Raw genomic sequence first — 15,796 nt, 5'->3', positions numbered from 1 at the left:
CTAACTCCACAAGCTGTACTTATTTAAAATGGTTGTTCGACTTATGATCGCTGCACCGTCATGGAATAGTGACGAATTTTCAACAATGACGCGTTACCTTTCAATGAACTATGTACTACGTGAATTCGAAGTATCTAATTACGTATTTGATACCTAAAAGAATCGAAACTATCGGCACATGTAATTACCTATTGTCGTACGTGCCTGTAACGCATTTGAGGCATAAGTGGCTACGTAAAAGGAGGTTCGACTGCGTCGAGTATGGCTTGACGCTAGGGAGGGTGAGGGCCTTGGTCGCGGCGGGCGGGTGATGCCATAGCGATGGGGTTACGGAGTTGATTTAGGTAAAATCGCCCATTGAGGCAAATTTCTCCAAAGACTCAGCGGAAACGGGCGTGCGGTGCGGGCCTTACTAGGTTGATGGGCCCAGAGGGGGTTCGTGCAACTTGGGGGAGGGGACGACCGAATGCAGAAGTGCGAGCGCTCTCTCCAGGACAGCTGGAACCAGCTCAAAGGTCACAGTCTTTCCGCTTCTTTGGCCTCGAGGGATCGAGCAGGCTATGGCCCCCAGGTCCTCGAGACGACTCAGGTTGGCCTTCATGGTGTTGTAGTTCAGGCCCGTCTGTTCGACCAGGGATGTGAGCGTTGCCTTCCCGGCGAGGGGGATTGCCAGCAGGATTGCGATCCGAACCCGGGAGCCGAAGATCTCGGAGGCTTCGGGCAGTCCAGGGGGGAGGTCGACTTGTGGCTCACGGGGCATGGAATACATCTTCGGCCATTGATAGAAGGGGCGGCAATTCAAGCGCGCGTGAAACCTCGTACTTTAAACACTAGCCATGGTACGTTGCCATTGTCAGATCACATGTATTCCGGAGGTAAGTAGATGTCTACGACGACCAGCAGCCTTGCTGAACGCAAGCAGGTGAAGCCGGAAGCCGAATCTCGTGTCACCAAAGGCATGCTGCCGCAGCGGGCTCCGAACAAGCGTTCAGGGTTCCTCATGCTCGTCCTGGCATTGGCCGTTGCTGGAGGCTTGACGGTGCTCTACGGACTGAGTCAGGCAGGGCAGATCACCGTACTGACCACTAATGAGAGCGTGGTCCGTGGCCAAGCCATCGAGGCACAGGATCTCACCAGCATTGAGGTTGGCAAAGACACTCCCAACGTTGTGGAAGCCGAATCCGCAGAACAGATCATCGGGAAAAAGGCCCTCGTGGATCTCACTGCGGGTTCATTGGTCGGCCCAGACAACACGGGGGACTCGGTCAACTTCAGCAGCGAAGAGACAGTCGTCGGCATCGGTGTCGCACCGGCGAATGCGCCAGCTCGAACCCTGGTAGCGGGGGATACGGTACGGGTCGTATTCACGCCGAGCGATCCCGAGACGAAGGCCTCCGGCGTCTCCGAACTAACCGGAATCGTTGAGGCAAGCTCCATCGACGAAAATGAGGGAACACTCGTAGTGGACGTTCGTCTTAAGGAGAAGGACGCGGCGAACGCCGCCCGGTGGTCGGCTGCCAGCACGGCAGCAATTGTTCTCGATGGGGCCGACGGAAAATGAGCATCATTTCCCTGACAAGCGTGGGTACCTCTCCGGGAGTCACCAGCACCGCCATAGCCCTGACTCTGGAATGGCCGAAGCCGGCGGTACTCATCGAAGCCGACACAAGCAAGCCAAGTTCAGTAATCAGCGGCTATATGAGGGGGAGTGTCAGCGCAGAGCGCGGCATGAACACCCTGCTCCAAGTCTCGGCGTTTCACGGTCTCGATCAGACAACCTTCTGGGATGCCACACTGCCCCTCGTGGCCGATATGGAAAGTGTTCCAGAAAGGCACAACAAGCACGTACTTACCGCGATTTCCAATCCCGAAGCAGCGGAAGCCACCGTCCGTTTTTGGGGAGAGCTAACCGCGGTTCTCACGGGTCTGGAGAATGCCGGCATTGACGTGATTGTCGATCTAGGCCGCTGGTCCGGTACCAATGATCCCCGCAACAGCCTGATGGCCCGCTCGGATTGGGTACTCCTATGCGTCCGTCAGACCATTCAGTCAACTGCAGCACTGCATGCAAGGATTGAAACCGTTAATAAGACGAGGTCCAGCCAGGGGCATACCGGGCACCATTCGATCCTGGGCTTTTCGCCAGTCTCCGGGGGACATCCCGTCAACGAGCTCAGCAGGTTCTTGGGCACGCAGGCCACAGGTTCCATTCCCTTTTCGCCGCGCTGGGGCTCCGTCTTTTCCGATGGTCGTCTTCCGCCCACCGGGCTCCACAAGGGCGCGTACCTCCAATCGATTCGTTCTGCGATCGGTTCCACCGAAAAGCACCTGCAAGCCGTCAAGAAGCTCCTTGACCAGACCGCGAGTGAGATGACCCATGACGCCTGAAGCGAATCCTGACAGCCCCGCGAACCTCTCCACGCTGCCCTTCTTCCATGCCACTGACGATGCCTCCGGTGCTAAGGCCCCAGGCAAGGGCAAGCGGAGCATCCACGTTTCGGATGGGGCAGCCTCTCACCTGACCTCTGGCTTGAATGCAGCACCACGCCAGGACAATCTGGAGCCAGCGACAGAGGAACCCTTCGAAGAGCGGACCCATGACGAGTTGGTAGGCACGGGGTCGACTAACGAGGGGGACTATTGGGAATCGTTGGCTGTGATCCGCCAGTACGCAGCGGAATTGCAGTCCAACGACCTCGGAAAGCTCGCCGACCGCGGGTCCCTGACGGATGAAGACCGGGAGGCGATGGGCCATAAAAACATCGCCCTGGCGGTGCGCGAACACGTCAGCCGTCAGATCAATACGGCAGGTGTCGACGGTGCCTGGAGCAGCCTCTCCCAAGACAAGGCTCGTCGAGATATTTTCAACTACATGTTCCGGCTGGGCCGGTTCCAACAGATGATTGATGACCCCAGCATCGAAAACATCCATATCAATGGCTGTGAAAACGTCTGGGTGGAGCGGGTCAACGGCAGAATGGAGCAGCTGGAGGCCATCGCTGATACGGATGAACAGCTCGTAGAGGACATTCGCTTTCTCCTGCAAAACAGTGGCGCCGCGGCCCGGTCTTTCGACCAGGCAAACCCAGACGTTGACGCAGACCTCCTGGAATCGGTGCGGCTGGCTGCGACGCTGCCTCCTGTCTCGCTGCGCCCAACCGCCGTCTTCCGCATCCACCGGTACATCGACATCACCCTCGAAGAAATGGTGGAGAAAGAAAACCTCACGGCCGCAGCTGCGCACCTGCTCCGGATCCTCGTCAAAAGCGAGCGATCCGTCGTTGTTAGCGGATTTGGCGGTGTCGGTAAGACGACGCTGCTTCGCGCTTTGGCTGACCAGGTTGACCCATACGAGCAGATCGTGACGATTGAAAAGGAGCGCGAGCTGCACCTGCACAAACTGAAAAGTCGTAAGGTCCCGCCCGTAGCCCTCCAATATCGGCCGGCCGGAGAAGGCGGCATGGGCGAGTACACAATGCAGAAGGCCAGCGATAAGGCGCTGCGCCTGAACGCCCGACGGATCTTCGTGGGTGAAGTCCGCGGCGATGAGTTCCCGCCGATGATCCGCGCAATGCAGACCGGTGCCGGCACCTTTTCCACCACACACGCCGAAACCCCGGAGGACTGCATTGATGCCCTCGTGGGCTTGGGCAGTAGGGAATTTTCGGAAGATTACGTCTCTCGGCAACTGGCACGACACATTGATGTCGTAGTTCAAATGGATAAGGTCACCCAGCCCGATGGAAGCAAGCTGCGCAAGGTGACCCACATTGCCGAAGTCCTGCCGGGGGAGGGGGAGCACAACGTAGCGTCCCACAACTTGTTCTTCCTGGACGTCCTCAACGGTGATCGTGATGCCCGTTTCGTGTCACTTCCACAGAATGAACGGCTGCGGCGCCGCCTGGAGCAAAACGGACTAGACAAATCCTTCCTGCAGGCAGGTGCGTGATGGACAGCAATCTCATCATCGCGTTGGGTGCTGCCTTCGTTATTGGGGGAATCGGTGCGGCCGTTGTTGCACTCCTGATTCCAGAGACAGAGACTCGTGCCACACGCCCCAAGCGTGGCTCCGCGGTCAGGTTGCAGGGTTGGTACCTCGGGCTCAGCCGGCGCGAACGGATCGTCCTTGTGGCAGGGGTAGCCGCAGGGTTGATTGTCTTCATGGTCACCGGATGGGCCCCGTTCATTCTGATCTTCCCCGTTGCGGCAGTGCTCCTGCCGTCCCTGTCCACAGCCTCGGCAGAGAGGCTGGTCATGGAAAGGCTTGAAGACATGGAGGCCTGGACCCGATCCCTTGGGGGGCTAGTCACGTCCGGGACGACGCTGGAGATCGCTTTGAAGGGTTCTCTGCGAAATGCCGGAGAAACCATCGCACCCGCGGTCGGGAACCTGGTTGCTCGTCTTGATGGTGGTTGGTCGACGAAGCAGGCGTTGAAGCGGCTTGCGAAGGACTTCAACGACCCCACCGGAGACCTGATCGTGCTGAACCTCCTGCTGGCTTCCCAGCAGAGGGGAGGTGGCCTCATCGGGGCGCTGGAAGAAGTAGCCGGGGCCGTGCAGGAGGAAGTGCGCATTCGCCGTCAGATTTCTGCAGACCGCGCGAAAACACGTCAGAACATCAAGGTCGTAGTTGTAGCAACCATCCTGATGCTCTTGGCCATCCCTCTGGTGCCGGCGCTCAGTGCTGGCTATGCGACCCCGATGGGGCAAGTGCTCTATCTGGTCTGGGTGGGCATCATCTGCCTGATCCTTTGGAGGATGTACAAGAATTCCCAACCGGCCAAACAGGCACGACTGATGGAAGGAGCTGGAATCGCATGATTGCCATCATCGGTGGATCCATCATCGGAGTTGCAGTGGCCCTGGTCGTCGGCCAGTTCCTCCCTGCGCGCCCCCAGCTGGCAGGGGCGCTGGAGATCTACGGAACGGCCCCCGCCGAATCTGGCGGTGGCCTCCAGAGCAGGAAGGACCGTATCGGTCAGATGGCCCTCCGACATGCACCTGCAGCACTCGGGGCGCCAGTGAGTAAGAGCGACCTGCTGCTGCTCGGTATCAACGAAGTTGACCACTACTACAGGAAGTTCGTCAGTGTCGTGCTGGGAGTGGTCCTGGCCTTCGCCCTGGGCTTCTACGCGCAAGGGGTGGGACTGCCGTTTCTCACTGTTCCACTGGTTTCGGTGGCCCCCTTGACCGTTGTGATGTGGCGGCGTCCGGATACCAGGGTACGCAGGGAAGCAGCCCGAGCTCGTCGCGAGTTTGCTCGTGGCATCGGCACCTTCGTCGAGCTCGTCGCCGCTGAAATTCAACGGGGCGCGGCAGTGTCCAACGCGATCTCCAACGCAGCAGGTATCAGCGATAGCTGGATCTTCCAGAAAATGTCGCAAACTCTAACCAGGGCAAGCCTGAACCACCAGCAACCATGGGATGCCCTCGCTGACCTAGCGCAGGAACTCGAGTCCCAAGAGTTGGAAGAAGTCGCAGGAATTTCCCGCATGGCAGGCAGCGACGGCGCGGCGATCTACGAATCGTTGCGTTCTGCCGGTCGCAATCTGCGCATGAAAGAACTCACCCGCGAGCACGAGGAAGCAAACCGTGTTTCGGGCCGCATCGACCAGCAGGTCACATGGATCGTCATGGCCTTCGTCGGGATCGTTGTTACCCCGATGATCATCGCCCTCAACGCCTAACCAAGGCACCTTCGAAAGGAAAAACAATGAACAAGCTCTTCACGAAACTGCAGATCATGCTCTTGGTCGGATTCCTAGGCCTGCAGAGTCGCGTCCGGAAGGTCAGAGACTCCGAACGTGGCCAGAACTCCGTTGACACCCTGATGTGGATCGTCGGAATTATCGTCGTCGTTGGCATCATCCTGGCGGCTTTGAACGCATGGGTCGGGGACAAAATCTCGCTGCTCAACTAGTAGGGAACACTGTGGAAGGAAAGAGCATGATGGGATCGTTTACCAGGAACGAACAAGGACAGGCGTCGGTGCAGAACCTCTACGTGCTTCCCCTGTTCCTGGCGATCATCTTTTTCCTCATCCAGGTTGGTATGTCCTATAACGCCAATAACGTTGCACGCTCCGCGGCTGAGGCCGGTTACAACGCGGCACGCGTAGACGGCGGATCGTCGGCCGATGGAAAGGAAGCCGCACGGCTTGCCCTTAGTGGATATGGATCCACATTTGCCCCTTCCGGGGTTTCCATAAACAAGGGTGGGACCGAAGTCAGCGTCATCATCACCGGACGCGCTCCGTCTCTGGTGCCGCTTTGGGAGGGCCCCAAGGTCCACCAGGAAGTTTCGGGCCCCGTCGAAAGGTGGATCAGTCGATGACTATTTCATGGGTGTCCAGCATGATGCGATCACAGCGGGGCAGCCAGTCTGTGAGCATGATTTACATTGCTCCAGTGTTGGCTCTGCTTCTAGGCGTGCTCTATTTTGCCGGAACCGTTGCCCAGGGTGAGGGCATCGTCCAAAGTGCAGCCAATGCCGCCGCGAGGGATGCTTCGCTGGCCAGGAATGCGCACTCGGCCTCCCGAGCAGGCAGGGATGCAGCAGCCCGCGTACTGGATCAGCACGGGATCAGCTGCAAAAACCAGCAAGTCAGTATCGACGCTGCTGCGTTGAACTCACCGGTGGGTACTTCTGGGGCGGTCCAAGCGAGGGTCACGTGTGACTTGGTGTTGGCGGACTTCGGTATTCCAGAACTGACAGAGAAGACAGTAACCGCCAACGGTATGTCCCCCGTCGATCGCTACCGGCAGAGGTAGGAGGAACGATGAAGAAGCTAGGCCAGTGGGTACGCCGGACATCCCGTGATGAGCGTGGCGAGGCCCCCATCCTTCTTCTGATGATGGTCCCGGCCCTTTTCCTGATCATCGGGCTTGTCGTCGATGGCGGAGGGAAAGTCCAAGCTGATACGGAGGCTGTCCTCATCGCCCAATCCGCAGCACGAGCTGGAGTCAACGCGGGATTGAACTCCAGCCCGGATGGTGGCGTCACCGTGAACTCCTACAAAGCTCGTAGCGGTGCCCAGGAGTATCTGGCCACAGCTGGAGTCTCGGGGAGCGTCCTGGTCACGAGCACGACGGTTACAGTCAATGCGATCGTCCCGTATAAGCCGCGGTTCCTCCCAGTCGGAGGGCTCGAAGGGCAAGGAATTGGAAAAGCAGAAGCGCGAACGGCGCCTAGCCAAGGAGTGCAGCCATGAAAACGTCCATAAAGATATCGGCCCTAGCATTCGCTGGTGCTCTCGCTCTCACGGGTTGCAACGGCGAGGAGGGTGGCCCGGACAGCTCGACGCCGGCATCAACTCCGGTGAGTAGCTCTTCCCCCTCGGCGAGCGCGGGTGAGTCTTCGCCTGGGGCGGTGGAGGTTCCGGAGTCTGGTGCGGTGACGACGAAGCCTGTGTCTGAGGAGGTGGCTGTTGACGCTGCTTTTGAGACTGTGGAGCGTCTCTGGGCCGTGACGGATGCACAGTCTGCGGATGGCAGCACGTCCATGAAGCGGGTGCGAGATCTAGCCGTGGATCCTTATCGGACAAAAACGCAGAAGTACCTTAAGTTGCATGCGAGCAAGAAGGGTACGGCGACGGGGGAGCGGAGTGTGGAGCTCGTCGATGGGTTCACCACCCCGATGACCTACAAGGGCAAGAAGCTGAAGTTCCATAACGTGCAGATGAATGTTTGCAACGACACATCCGGTATTGAGTACAAGGCGAACGGTAAGAAGGCCAAGCGGCCATCCATGGAGCGGACCTTGTTGACTGTGATGGTTCAGTTCGATCCCGGGAAGAAGCAGTGGTTCGTGACGAGGACTAAGTCGGATGAGGAGCCGCAGAAATGTTGAACAGAATATTTTTCCGGCTTGGTTCCGTTTTCCTTGGCCTGTTCTTGACGGTGGCAATTGTGGGCTTTGGTTCCACTGCTAGTGCGGATTCGTCTGGAGGTTTTGATTGTGATGACTTCGGCAACTGTTCCGCAATCGTTGATGAAGGCGGCGCCGGAGGTGATGGCTCCTCGTCAGGTAGCGATCAGGACCCGGTAGCCGGGACGAAGCCCGGAGCCGAGTCGTGTTCGATTGATGGGGAGGAGATCCCTTGTAAGGAAGGCGATGCCCATTGGCAGCCTGGCGCACAGTGCTACATGAAGCTCGCGGAGGAGCAGGACTCTCCGCCTTCGGGTCAGGCGAAGACGGATGGGGCCTGGTACACCTGCCAGCACGTATCGGTCTCTGAAGAAGGTATCGGTTGCGTTGCGGCACAGTCGTTCCTAGGCGATCTTCCCGATGATAGGAAGTTGTGTGGGTCTTCGATTCTTTCGTCGGAATGGAGCGAGTCACCGCCTCCGGGAGTGAGTCAGTTGACTCCCGCTCAGGCCGCTCAGCGGTTGGTGGATTCGTTCCAGCTGAAGGGGCCGGACTTCACCACGAGTATTTCGAAGCCGGAGAGCGGCGCCGTGGGACTGCCGGTGTGGCTGTGGGTTCCGAAGGAGAACCAGAAGGCCTTGAACTGGGGGCCGTATAAGAAGTCGGCGACGCTTGGTGGAGTCACGATCAACGCTGAGGCGCGTGTGTCTTCGGTGGCCTACGACATGGGCGATGGGTCGAAGGAGACCTGCCTGGGTGCCGGGCATCGGTACTGGCCGCAAACGAATCTGGAGGAGTCCCCGAACTGTGGGCACCGGTACGAAAAGATGAGCCCGGGAGAGGGCAAGTCTCCGTATCAGATCGAGGGGCGTGCGACGTGGCAGGTCAAGTGGTCCGGGGGAGGCGATTCCGGACAGATCACCACGTACACCGATTCCACGCGGGACGGATATGTCGGTGAGATCCAGGTAGTCAACGTCTCCTAAGCTTGTTAATGTTACATTAACAACGAATTAATTTGGACTCGCCACGGAAAACGGGCCACGACGACGGCCTTAGATGGATACGGGGTCATACCCAGATCTGTCATCAACACCGAGGAAGGTATGCACGTGAAGATCCTCAAAGGACTCGGCGCACTGGTACTACTGGGCGCTGCCGTGGTGGGGTTGCCACTGCTCTTCATCGGGATAGGTGCCAACCCGCTGCCCGGGCTGGCCCAGTTGCCGGATGTGATTGGACGCCCCGACTATGGTGGCCAGTTCTTCCTCACCACGATCTTCCCGCTCATCGGATGGATCGCTTGGGCATGGTTCACCATCTCGGTGTTGATCGAGATCCCCGCCGCCCTGACGGGAGTCAAGGCCCCCAAGATCCCGGCATTCGGCGCAGGGCAGGGCATGGCCTCCATCCTGGTCGCGGCAGTGCTGGCCATGGGGGCCGGGACCCCGGCGCTAGCCAGCACCGCTGACAACGGCGAGTCAACCAGCATTTCCCAAACCAATACTGTCGCTGACGCCGACGCCGCAGACGCGGCAGCGAAGCCTACGAAGGCCCAGGACAAAACACAGGCCTACACCGTCAAGTCAGGCGACTCGCTCTGGTCCATCGCCGAGCAGTTCCTGGGCGATGGCGAGAAGTACCACCAGATCGCCGAACTGAACTACGGAAACGTCCAGGACGACGGTCAGGCCCTGACGAAAGACCACTTCCTGGCCACCGGATGGACCCTCCAGGTTCCCGTGACCAGCCAAGCGGCAAGCAGTACGACCTACACCGTCCAGACAGGCGACAGCCTCAGCGGCATCGCCCAGGAAAAACTCGGCGACGAAGCGGACTACACACGCATCCTGGAGGCCAACCCCTCCATCACCACCCCCGACCTCATCCACCCCGGGGACTCGATCACCATCCCCGGCCACGCAGCTGCCCAGGACGCGAAACAGGCACCGCAGAAAGAAGCCTCCAGGCCGTCCGCGCAGACCAAGCCCACTGCCGAGAAATCTGCACCGAAGAAGGCTGCCCCCAAGCCGGAAACCACGAAGAAGGAGCAGCCGGCCGCCGACGAAAAGGGTATGTCCCCCGGGCAGGCAGCTCTGACCCCAGCTCCGCAGGAAGCACCCAAGGAAGCAGCAGCTCCCGAACAGGTCGACGATGCTGCCGACTCCGTCGACGAAACCGGGGAGCTGAGCCTGCTGCAAACCGCCGGTGGCATCGGTGCCCTGCTGGCTGCAGGACTCATCGGCCTACTGGGGCGCCGACGCTTCAACCAGCGCCGCCGCCGCAAGGCAGGGGAGGAAGTGCCCACCGCACAAGGCGAACCCGCCGCCATGGAACAGAAACTGCGCGAGGTTCAAGACCCCCTGACCGCCACCCAGATCGATACGGCACTGCGCTATGTCGCATCCTGGGCCCAGGAAGCAGAAGTCGGACTGCCCGAAATGTTCTGTGCCCGGGCAACCGATCAAACACTCGTGCTCTACCTCGCCGCATCCGCAGACCTGCCCGAACCATTCAACGCCGTGGACGACGAACAGACCGTATGGGAAGTTGACCCCGGAGACATCCCAGACCTCGAGGTTTCCCCCGCGGCCCCATACCCGGCCCTAGTAACTCTCGGACAAGACGGGCACGGCGCCCACCTGCTCGCTGACCTCGAATACATCGGCGCCCTCGGCGTCGTCGATGCCACCGGCAACAGCAGCGAGATCCTCAACGCCCTGGCCGTAGAACTCGGTATGTCCCCCTGGTCCGAAGAACTCCAAGTCAGTCTCGTCGGCGTTGCCGCAGGACTCCCCGAAGCCATCGGAGGCGGCCGCATCCGCCACTTTGAAGACATCGACGCACTCCTCGTCCGCCTGCGCGGCAAGGCCCGTGAGACACGCCGCGTCCTGGACGAAGTAGAAGCTGAATCCCTGCACGAGCTGCGCACCCGCACAGGGGTCGAACCCGTGCAACCAGAAATCGTGATCCTCGGCGAGCGCCCCACCGCAGAACAGATCGACATGCTGACCGAACTCATCGAGGAACTGCCACGGGTTGGAGTCGCCGCAGTCACCGCCGATCACTCCCTGAGTGACTGGACCTTGAATGTCGACGTCGAGAACCAGGGAAATCTAGAACCCCTCGGTGCTCCCTTGAAGCCCCAGCGCGTCACCAAGACAGAGCACCAGGCAATCGTGGATCTGCTCGCCACAGCCAGTGAAGCACCGGCAACAGTGACCGCAAAGGACGAAATCACCCTCGAAACCATCGACGCCAGCGGAGCCCTTTCCGTCGTCTCGGAACCAGACTTGTCCGATGCCGGCCAGTCCGCGGGACAGGCCGTCGCAGAGGACGATGCCTGGGCAGTGAGCGAAGAAGCTCTCGACGAGGAACCGGCTGCAGCGCAGGACGCAGAAGAGACGGAACACGAGCCCGCGCAAAGCGCCTCCGAGCCCACGGAGGTTCTCCAGACAGCCGCGGAGTCCGAACCCGACCAAGAGCCCGCCATCAAGGCCACAGAGCCAACAGAAGAAGAGCAGGCACCGGCAACGACCACGGACGCCGAAGAAGAAACCAGCTCCGATCCCCAGGAGACCGAGCAGCCGGCGAGCGCGTGGGATGTCCCCGTGGCCGGCGGGGAGGTCGAAGAGCCGGGCGAGGAGCTGCCGGTTGCTGGTGAAGTGGGGCAGCTGCTGGAAGGCGCCGAGGTGGATGCCCAGCGTGATGCGCCGATCATCCGGGTGTTGGGGACGGTGGATACTTTGGGGGCCCGTGGTGTCATGCCCACTACTCCTGCAGGGGATGTCTCTGCTGTGAAGATCGCCCGGCGTACTGCGGTCGGCGCGTTCCTGGCGTTGCACCCGGGGGCGACGTTGGAGGAGTTCCATCAGGCATTCTGGCCCAATGCGGATCCGAAGTCGGCTAAGTCGGAAACGAGCCGGAACCGCCTGTCGTCGGATGTTCGTCAGTTCTTTGGCCAGGATGAGGAAGGGGACTTCTACTACCCGCACACCACTAACGGGGTGTACCGGATGGATCCGCGGGTGCAGACCGACTGGGACATCTTCATGCAGCTGGTGGGCAACAGTGTCAGTACCTGCAGCACGGAGCGGCTGGTCGGTGCCTTGAGGTTGGTCCGGGGTGCGCCGTTCGACGGTGTCTCAGCGAAGAACTACCTCTGGAATGAGATGATGCGCTCGAGGATGATCGATGCGATCTGCGATACCGCCCACGAGCTGGTCCGGCGTTCCACCAATGCCGGAAATCCCGGTCTTGCCCGTCTGGGGGCACGGGTGGGAAGGATGGTCGATCCAGCGAACGAGCAGATGTGGCGTAACGGCCTGTTGGCGGAGCATTCAGCCAAGAACCGGGTTGGTGTCGAGGAGATCGCCAAGCGTCTGCACGATTACCTGGATTCCTTCGGGGAGGATTACGAGCCCGAGGAGGAAACCCAGGACCTGCTCAAGCAGCTGCGCAAGCGCCACGGATACCAGGTCGCAGGTTGAACGGTATGTCCCCCAATGTGCACCTCACAGACCAGGCAGGGAGGAAGACCACCATGCAAGCCCCCCAGCATGCCAACGGTCACCTCCCTGCCTTGACCCCTTCCACCGGACGAGGGCGAGGCTGGTGGTCGTACCTGTTCATCGGTGCCGCCGCCCCCCTGGTCTTGGCGACCTACCTCATCATGGAGGCCACGGGCCACCCTTTGGAGGTCACGCTGATGGCCCTGATCGCCGTGTTCGGCGTACTCATCGGCATCAGTGACGCACGGCATCGAATCATCCCCAACCGGCTGACGCTGATGCTGACCACGACAACTGTGCTGGCGTTCGTGTTCCACGCAATCGCAGGGAACGCGGAGACCCTTCTGCCGGCAGCTGCAGGTGCCGTCGGGCTCGCCTTGTTCTATGCACTGCTGTATCTGCTCAAAGGGACATCCCCAGGGGACGTGAAATTGGCGTTCCCGCTTGGTGCAGCCCTGGGCGCCACCTTGTCCCTGACCCCGTTCCTGGTAGCCACCCTGATCGCGCTGCTGCTCAGCGTGCCCCATGCCCTGATCAACAGGCGCCGTGGAGACAACCACTACCCCTACGGCCCCTACCTGATCGCAGGAACACTCATCGCGCTGGTCCTGAACNNAGCATCACAGCTGCTCGCTGGCCGGACATCCCAGCGCTGGCGTGGATCCAAGCGCAAGCCTTCACCCGCTCCCATACCGCAGGAGAGGGCAACCAACCAGGCGCAAGCCACGACAGGGACATCCCAGCTGCCCTGACCTTCCCGATCTTCCTGATGGCCACCATCGAGGCCCAAGCCGTCGGCGGGCTCTACCACCACAACCGGCAAGTCACCGCCTACGCCAAACCCCCCGGGATCAGCTGGCGGATCCTTGGTGCCCGGACCGGCGCATGCCTGCTGATACTTCTGTTCTTCATCGTTGCAGTAGAGCTCGCATCTGGCATCCACCCCCTGGGCCCCCTAGCGCTGATGATCGCGGCCCTGACTTGGATAGCCCTAGTTTTCTGGTTCCTCGGCCGCCGAGCATTCACCCGAGCGAGCAGGATGGCCGAAAAGACCCTGGCCATCTACGCGCGCCAACACCATCCGATGACCCTGGTGAACATCGCCAGAGCCGATACGGCACAGCCCGGGGCCGGACTGCGGTTCACCCAGGAACTGACCAATCACCTGGTCGCCCAGGGACATACCGTCGCGCTCATCGCAGCGACCCCCAAACACCAGAGCCTCTACGCCGCAGCCGGATACACACCTATCGATGACAACCTGGCCATGTTCACAGGAGCCACTCGATGAACGAACCAACCGTCCAAGACCCGGCAAAGCAGCCAGACCAACTGGAGCTGCAGTTTCTGCGCGGGAGAGCGCGAGCGTTCGACCGCTCCGGCATGCTCGAGAGCGCTGCCCAAGTCCACAGCGACATCGAAGCCCTCCAATTCCCAGAGCAAGCCCACCGCAACGCAACAGTCGCCAAGGCCAGTCAAGAAGAAGCCCGCGAGGAACAGCTCGGCATGAAACAGGAAGCCGACAAAGCCAAAGAAGCAGCTCAAGTCAAGGAAGCGACACAGGCCGCATCTCGAAGAGTAGACCAGGTGAAGGAAGCGGAATGGATCGCATCCTTGAAGATCGAAGAAGACGGTAGCGATGCGCTCTTGGCCGGCACCGCCGCCACAGCGAGGGAAAATGACCTTTATTGGTTCCCGCGCTATGTCTAATCCCGCCCAAACCAAGAGAGTCGCGATGGCACACGTGATCGACGATGAACTCCTCACCGGAGCGATCGCAGACTGCGAAGCAATCATCGAGGACGAACAATCCGGCCGCTCAGATGCCTGGCCATCAACCGCCGCCATCGGATACTGGGCCAACGCCCAGACACTTCGACGGGTCCTCGCTGCACCCCACAACCCATAGCCACACCAACCCCCTCGGCGCCGGCCAGGCACCACCGCGGTATTGGTATGTCCCCCGCCGCCGGCATCAACGCAGAAGGCCCAACGACNNAGCTCCGGCGGAAACGAGACTGCCGAACGAGCCTGTTAAGGGTATGGATACCCCAGAGAAGACATCAGCGCCCAGATTCACCGTGTACACAGCACCATCGTGCGGCCCCTGCGTCGGACTCAAGGCATACCTGCTCGCGCGCGGGATCGAGCACGAGGTCATCAACATCCGTCGCGACGAACAAGCCGCCACCTGGATGGCCGCGCAAGGCTACAAGGGCACCCCGGTGGTGCTGGACAACGAAACCGGGGAACATTGGTGGGGCTTCGACCCCATCCGGATCGAACAGCTCATCGGTAACGGTGCAATCGGCGTGGGAAACTAGCCATCGACCCACCAAGCCGTTAATGTTACATTAACGACGTTTGCAAGTGTGCCAACCCGAAAGGCAGGACCCGTGTTTGAGGAAAGCTCCCGCCCCCAAGTCTGGAACAACCTCAGGGACCANNGTCGACTTCAAATCCGGCAAAGGCATGCTCGATAACGGCCAATACGTCGAATCTCGCATTGGACCGCGGCGCAAGTCATCCAACCTCACCGACATCCTCGAAACCGCACTGGCTTCCGGCGCGGAACGGATCATGTTCACCGGAAGCATCCCGCTAGCCGAACAGGGCCAACGGCACTGGTTGCTGGTCCAGACCCCCGGCTGGATCGGACTCGGGCACTGGATGAGCACTCCGGTCACTGGCCGCTTCGAACACAAGAACTCAGGCCGGCGCATCGAGATCAGGACCGCCAAGGAATGGTTCGGCAACACCCCGCTGAACCCCGCCCAGGCACGAGACGCCTGGATCGCGCTGAAGACGATGGTCGCCGAGGCCTTCGACAACACACCACTGGCTCAAAGCCCCGCAGGAACCGGCACCAACCTCTGGGCGGCATCACTGCCCAAGAACGTGGATCCGGTGCACGTCTCCGAGGACATCGCCGAAGAAATCCACGCCACCTCCGGCCAGCACCACCTCGAGCACCTGGTCGCCGGGCCCTACCACTCACAGCACCCGGACTGCCTGCCCCTGGTCGACCCGGAGAAGACCCCACGGATGGAACGCTTCGCCTACGTTGACGGACGCTTCATGTACGCCTCGCTGTGCCGGGAAATCGGCATCGGCCCCGGAGTGCGGATGAACCGCGAACAGACCTTCGACCTACTGCAAAACGACCCGTATGCCCGTGCCCGGGTCTACATCGAATTCACCGTCCCAGATACGTGGAACCACGTGGGGATCTTCGCCGTCCAATACCAGAACGCCCGGGATGGCTGGTACTACCCCAACCGGCCCGGCGCCAAGGGAAGAACCTGGGCAGACAGCGCAGAAGTCTCGGTCGCCGTTCGCTACGGCTGGCGCGTGGACCCGATTGAATCGGTCGTATTCAACACCAAGGTCCCCTCCCGGGACGGGTCCAAGCAGGTCAA

At 60.5% G+C, this 15,796-nt stretch carries 17 protein-coding genes and 1 pseudogene; all 18 read left to right on the top strand.

The window, feature by feature from the left end:
• Positions 1–883 precede the first annotated feature (883 nt).
• Positions 884–1,561, top strand: a complete 678-nt coding sequence (locus CIK75_RS02980; RefSeq protein WP_096223176.1) for an SAF domain-containing protein — start codon at positions 884–886, stop codon at positions 1,559–1,561.
• A complete protein-coding gene (locus CIK75_RS02975; protein WP_143413253.1) occupies positions 1,558–2,388 on the top strand; it encodes a hypothetical protein in 831 nt (276 codons plus the stop codon). The genes CIK75_RS02980 and CIK75_RS02975 overlap by 4 nt, the downstream gene beginning before the upstream one ends.
• 268 nt (positions 2,389–2,656) lie before the next feature.
• Positions 2,657–3,949 carry an ATPase, T2SS/T4P/T4SS family gene (locus tag CIK75_RS02970; RefSeq protein ID WP_158225879.1) on the top strand — a complete coding sequence of 431 codons (1,293 nt, stop codon included), beginning with the start codon at positions 2,657–2,659 and terminating at the stop codon, positions 3,947–3,949.
• Entirely contained in the window at positions 3,949–4,821 is an 873-nt protein-coding gene (locus CIK75_RS02965) for a type II secretion system F family protein (RefSeq protein ID WP_096223173.1), read from the top strand. Before CIK75_RS02970 ends, CIK75_RS02965 begins: the two co-directional genes overlap by 1 nt.
• Positions 4,818–5,687 (top strand): hypothetical protein, encoded by an 870-nt coding sequence (locus CIK75_RS02960; RefSeq protein WP_096223172.1) that lies wholly within the window; start codon positions 4,818–4,820, stop codon positions 5,685–5,687. The genes CIK75_RS02965 and CIK75_RS02960 overlap by 4 nt, the downstream gene beginning before the upstream one ends.
• Positions 5,688–5,713: 26 nt before the next feature.
• A complete protein-coding gene (locus CIK75_RS02955; RefSeq protein ID WP_096223171.1) occupies positions 5,714–5,920 on the top strand; it encodes a hypothetical protein in 207 nt (68 codons plus the stop codon).
• A 26-nt stretch (positions 5,921–5,946) separates the two neighbouring features.
• On the top strand, positions 5,947–6,333 hold the full coding sequence (locus tag CIK75_RS02950; protein WP_206745470.1) for a TadE family protein: 387 nt from the start codon (positions 5,947–5,949) through the stop codon (positions 6,331–6,333).
• A gap of 56 nt (positions 6,334–6,389) precedes the next feature.
• Entirely contained in the window at positions 6,390–6,770 is a 381-nt protein-coding gene (locus CIK75_RS02945) for a pilus assembly protein (protein ID WP_143413252.1), read from the top strand.
• An 8-nt stretch (positions 6,771–6,778) separates the two neighbouring features.
• Positions 6,779–7,210, top strand: coding sequence for a pilus assembly protein TadG-related protein (locus tag CIK75_RS02940; protein ID WP_096223168.1), 432 nt, complete (start codon positions 6,779–6,781; stop codon positions 7,208–7,210).
• On the top strand, positions 7,207–7,848 hold the full coding sequence (locus CIK75_RS02935) for a hypothetical protein (RefSeq protein ID WP_096223167.1): 642 nt from the start codon (positions 7,207–7,209) through the stop codon (positions 7,846–7,848). Before CIK75_RS02940 ends, CIK75_RS02935 begins: the two co-directional genes overlap by 4 nt.
• A gap of 512 nt (positions 7,849–8,360) precedes the next feature.
• Positions 8,361–8,852, top strand: a complete 492-nt coding sequence (locus CIK75_RS15980) for an ATP/GTP-binding protein (RefSeq protein ID WP_158225877.1) — start codon at positions 8,361–8,363, stop codon at positions 8,850–8,852.
• Between the two features lie 126 nt (positions 8,853–8,978).
• Entirely contained in the window at positions 8,979–12,356 is a 3,378-nt protein-coding gene (locus tag CIK75_RS02925) for a LysM peptidoglycan-binding domain-containing protein (protein ID WP_158225876.1), read from the top strand.
• Between the two features lie 53 nt (positions 12,357–12,409).
• Positions 12,410–13,129, top strand: a complete 720-nt coding sequence (locus tag CIK75_RS02920; RefSeq protein ID WP_158225875.1) for a prepilin peptidase — start codon at positions 12,410–12,412, stop codon at positions 13,127–13,129.
• 17 nt (positions 13,130–13,146) lie between these two features.
• Complete coding sequence (locus CIK75_RS02915; RefSeq protein ID WP_096223163.1) at positions 13,147–13,668, top strand: hypothetical protein; 522 nt, start codon at positions 13,147–13,149, stop codon at positions 13,666–13,668.
• Entirely contained in the window at positions 13,665–14,087 is a 423-nt protein-coding gene (locus CIK75_RS02910) for a hypothetical protein (protein ID WP_096223162.1), read from the top strand. Before CIK75_RS02915 ends, CIK75_RS02910 begins: the two co-directional genes overlap by 4 nt.
• 25 nt (positions 14,088–14,112) lie before the next feature.
• The gene (locus tag CIK75_RS16160; RefSeq protein WP_158225874.1) at positions 14,113–14,286 is read left to right on the top strand and encodes a hypothetical protein; all 174 of its coding nucleotides are present in this window, start codon (positions 14,113–14,115) and stop codon (positions 14,284–14,286) included.
• Between the two features lie 172 nt (positions 14,287–14,458).
• Positions 14,459–14,701: a glutaredoxin family protein gene (locus CIK75_RS16155; RefSeq protein WP_158225873.1), complete on the top strand. Its 243-nt coding sequence runs from the start codon at positions 14,459–14,461 to the stop codon at positions 14,699–14,701.
• 148 nt (positions 14,702–14,849) lie between these two features.
• Positions 14,850–15,796: pseudogene (locus CIK75_RS02900) on the top strand (hypothetical protein); the annotation flags it as partial.

Source organism: Glutamicibacter sp. BW78, from assembly GCF_002332245.1.
Taxonomy (GTDB): Bacteria; Actinomycetota; Actinomycetes; order Actinomycetales; family Micrococcaceae; genus Arthrobacter_H; species Arthrobacter_H rhombi_A.
Note: the sequence above shows the minus strand (reverse complement) of the source record. Positions and strands in the feature narration are given on the sequence as shown.

What these genes read in the sequence shown, in the direction of transcription:
- CIK75_RS02980 (WP_096223176.1), top strand. Translation starts at nt 884, where the DNA reads ATGTCTACGACGACCAGCAGCCTTGCTGAACGCAAGCAGGTGAAGCCG.
- CIK75_RS02975 (WP_143413253.1), top strand. Translation starts at nt 1,558, where the DNA reads ATGAGCATCATTTCCCTGACAAGCGTGGGTACCTCTCCGGGAGTCACC.
- CIK75_RS02965 (WP_096223173.1), top strand. Translation starts at nt 3,949, where the DNA reads ATGGACAGCAATCTCATCATCGCGTTGGGTGCTGCCTTCGTTATTGGG.
- CIK75_RS02960 (WP_096223172.1), top strand. Translation starts at nt 4,818, where the DNA reads ATGATTGCCATCATCGGTGGATCCATCATCGGAGTTGCAGTGGCCCTG.
- CIK75_RS02955 (WP_096223171.1), top strand. Translation starts at nt 5,714, where the DNA reads ATGAACAAGCTCTTCACGAAACTGCAGATCATGCTCTTGGTCGGATTC.
- CIK75_RS02950 (WP_206745470.1), top strand. Translation starts at nt 5,947, where the DNA reads ATGATGGGATCGTTTACCAGGAACGAACAAGGACAGGCGTCGGTGCAG.
- CIK75_RS02945 (WP_143413252.1), top strand. Translation starts at nt 6,390, where the DNA reads ATGATTTACATTGCTCCAGTGTTGGCTCTGCTTCTAGGCGTGCTCTAT.
- CIK75_RS02940 (WP_096223168.1), top strand. Translation starts at nt 6,779, where the DNA reads ATGAAGAAGCTAGGCCAGTGGGTACGCCGGACATCCCGTGATGAGCGT.
- CIK75_RS02935 (WP_096223167.1), top strand. Translation starts at nt 7,207, where the DNA reads ATGAAAACGTCCATAAAGATATCGGCCCTAGCATTCGCTGGTGCTCTC.
- CIK75_RS02915 (WP_096223163.1), top strand. Translation starts at nt 13,147, where the DNA reads ATGGCCACCATCGAGGCCCAAGCCGTCGGCGGGCTCTACCACCACAAC.
- CIK75_RS02910 (WP_096223162.1), top strand. Translation starts at nt 13,665, where the DNA reads ATGAACGAACCAACCGTCCAAGACCCGGCAAAGCAGCCAGACCAACTG.
- CIK75_RS16160 (WP_158225874.1), top strand. Translation starts at nt 14,113, where the DNA reads ATGGCACACGTGATCGACGATGAACTCCTCACCGGAGCGATCGCAGAC.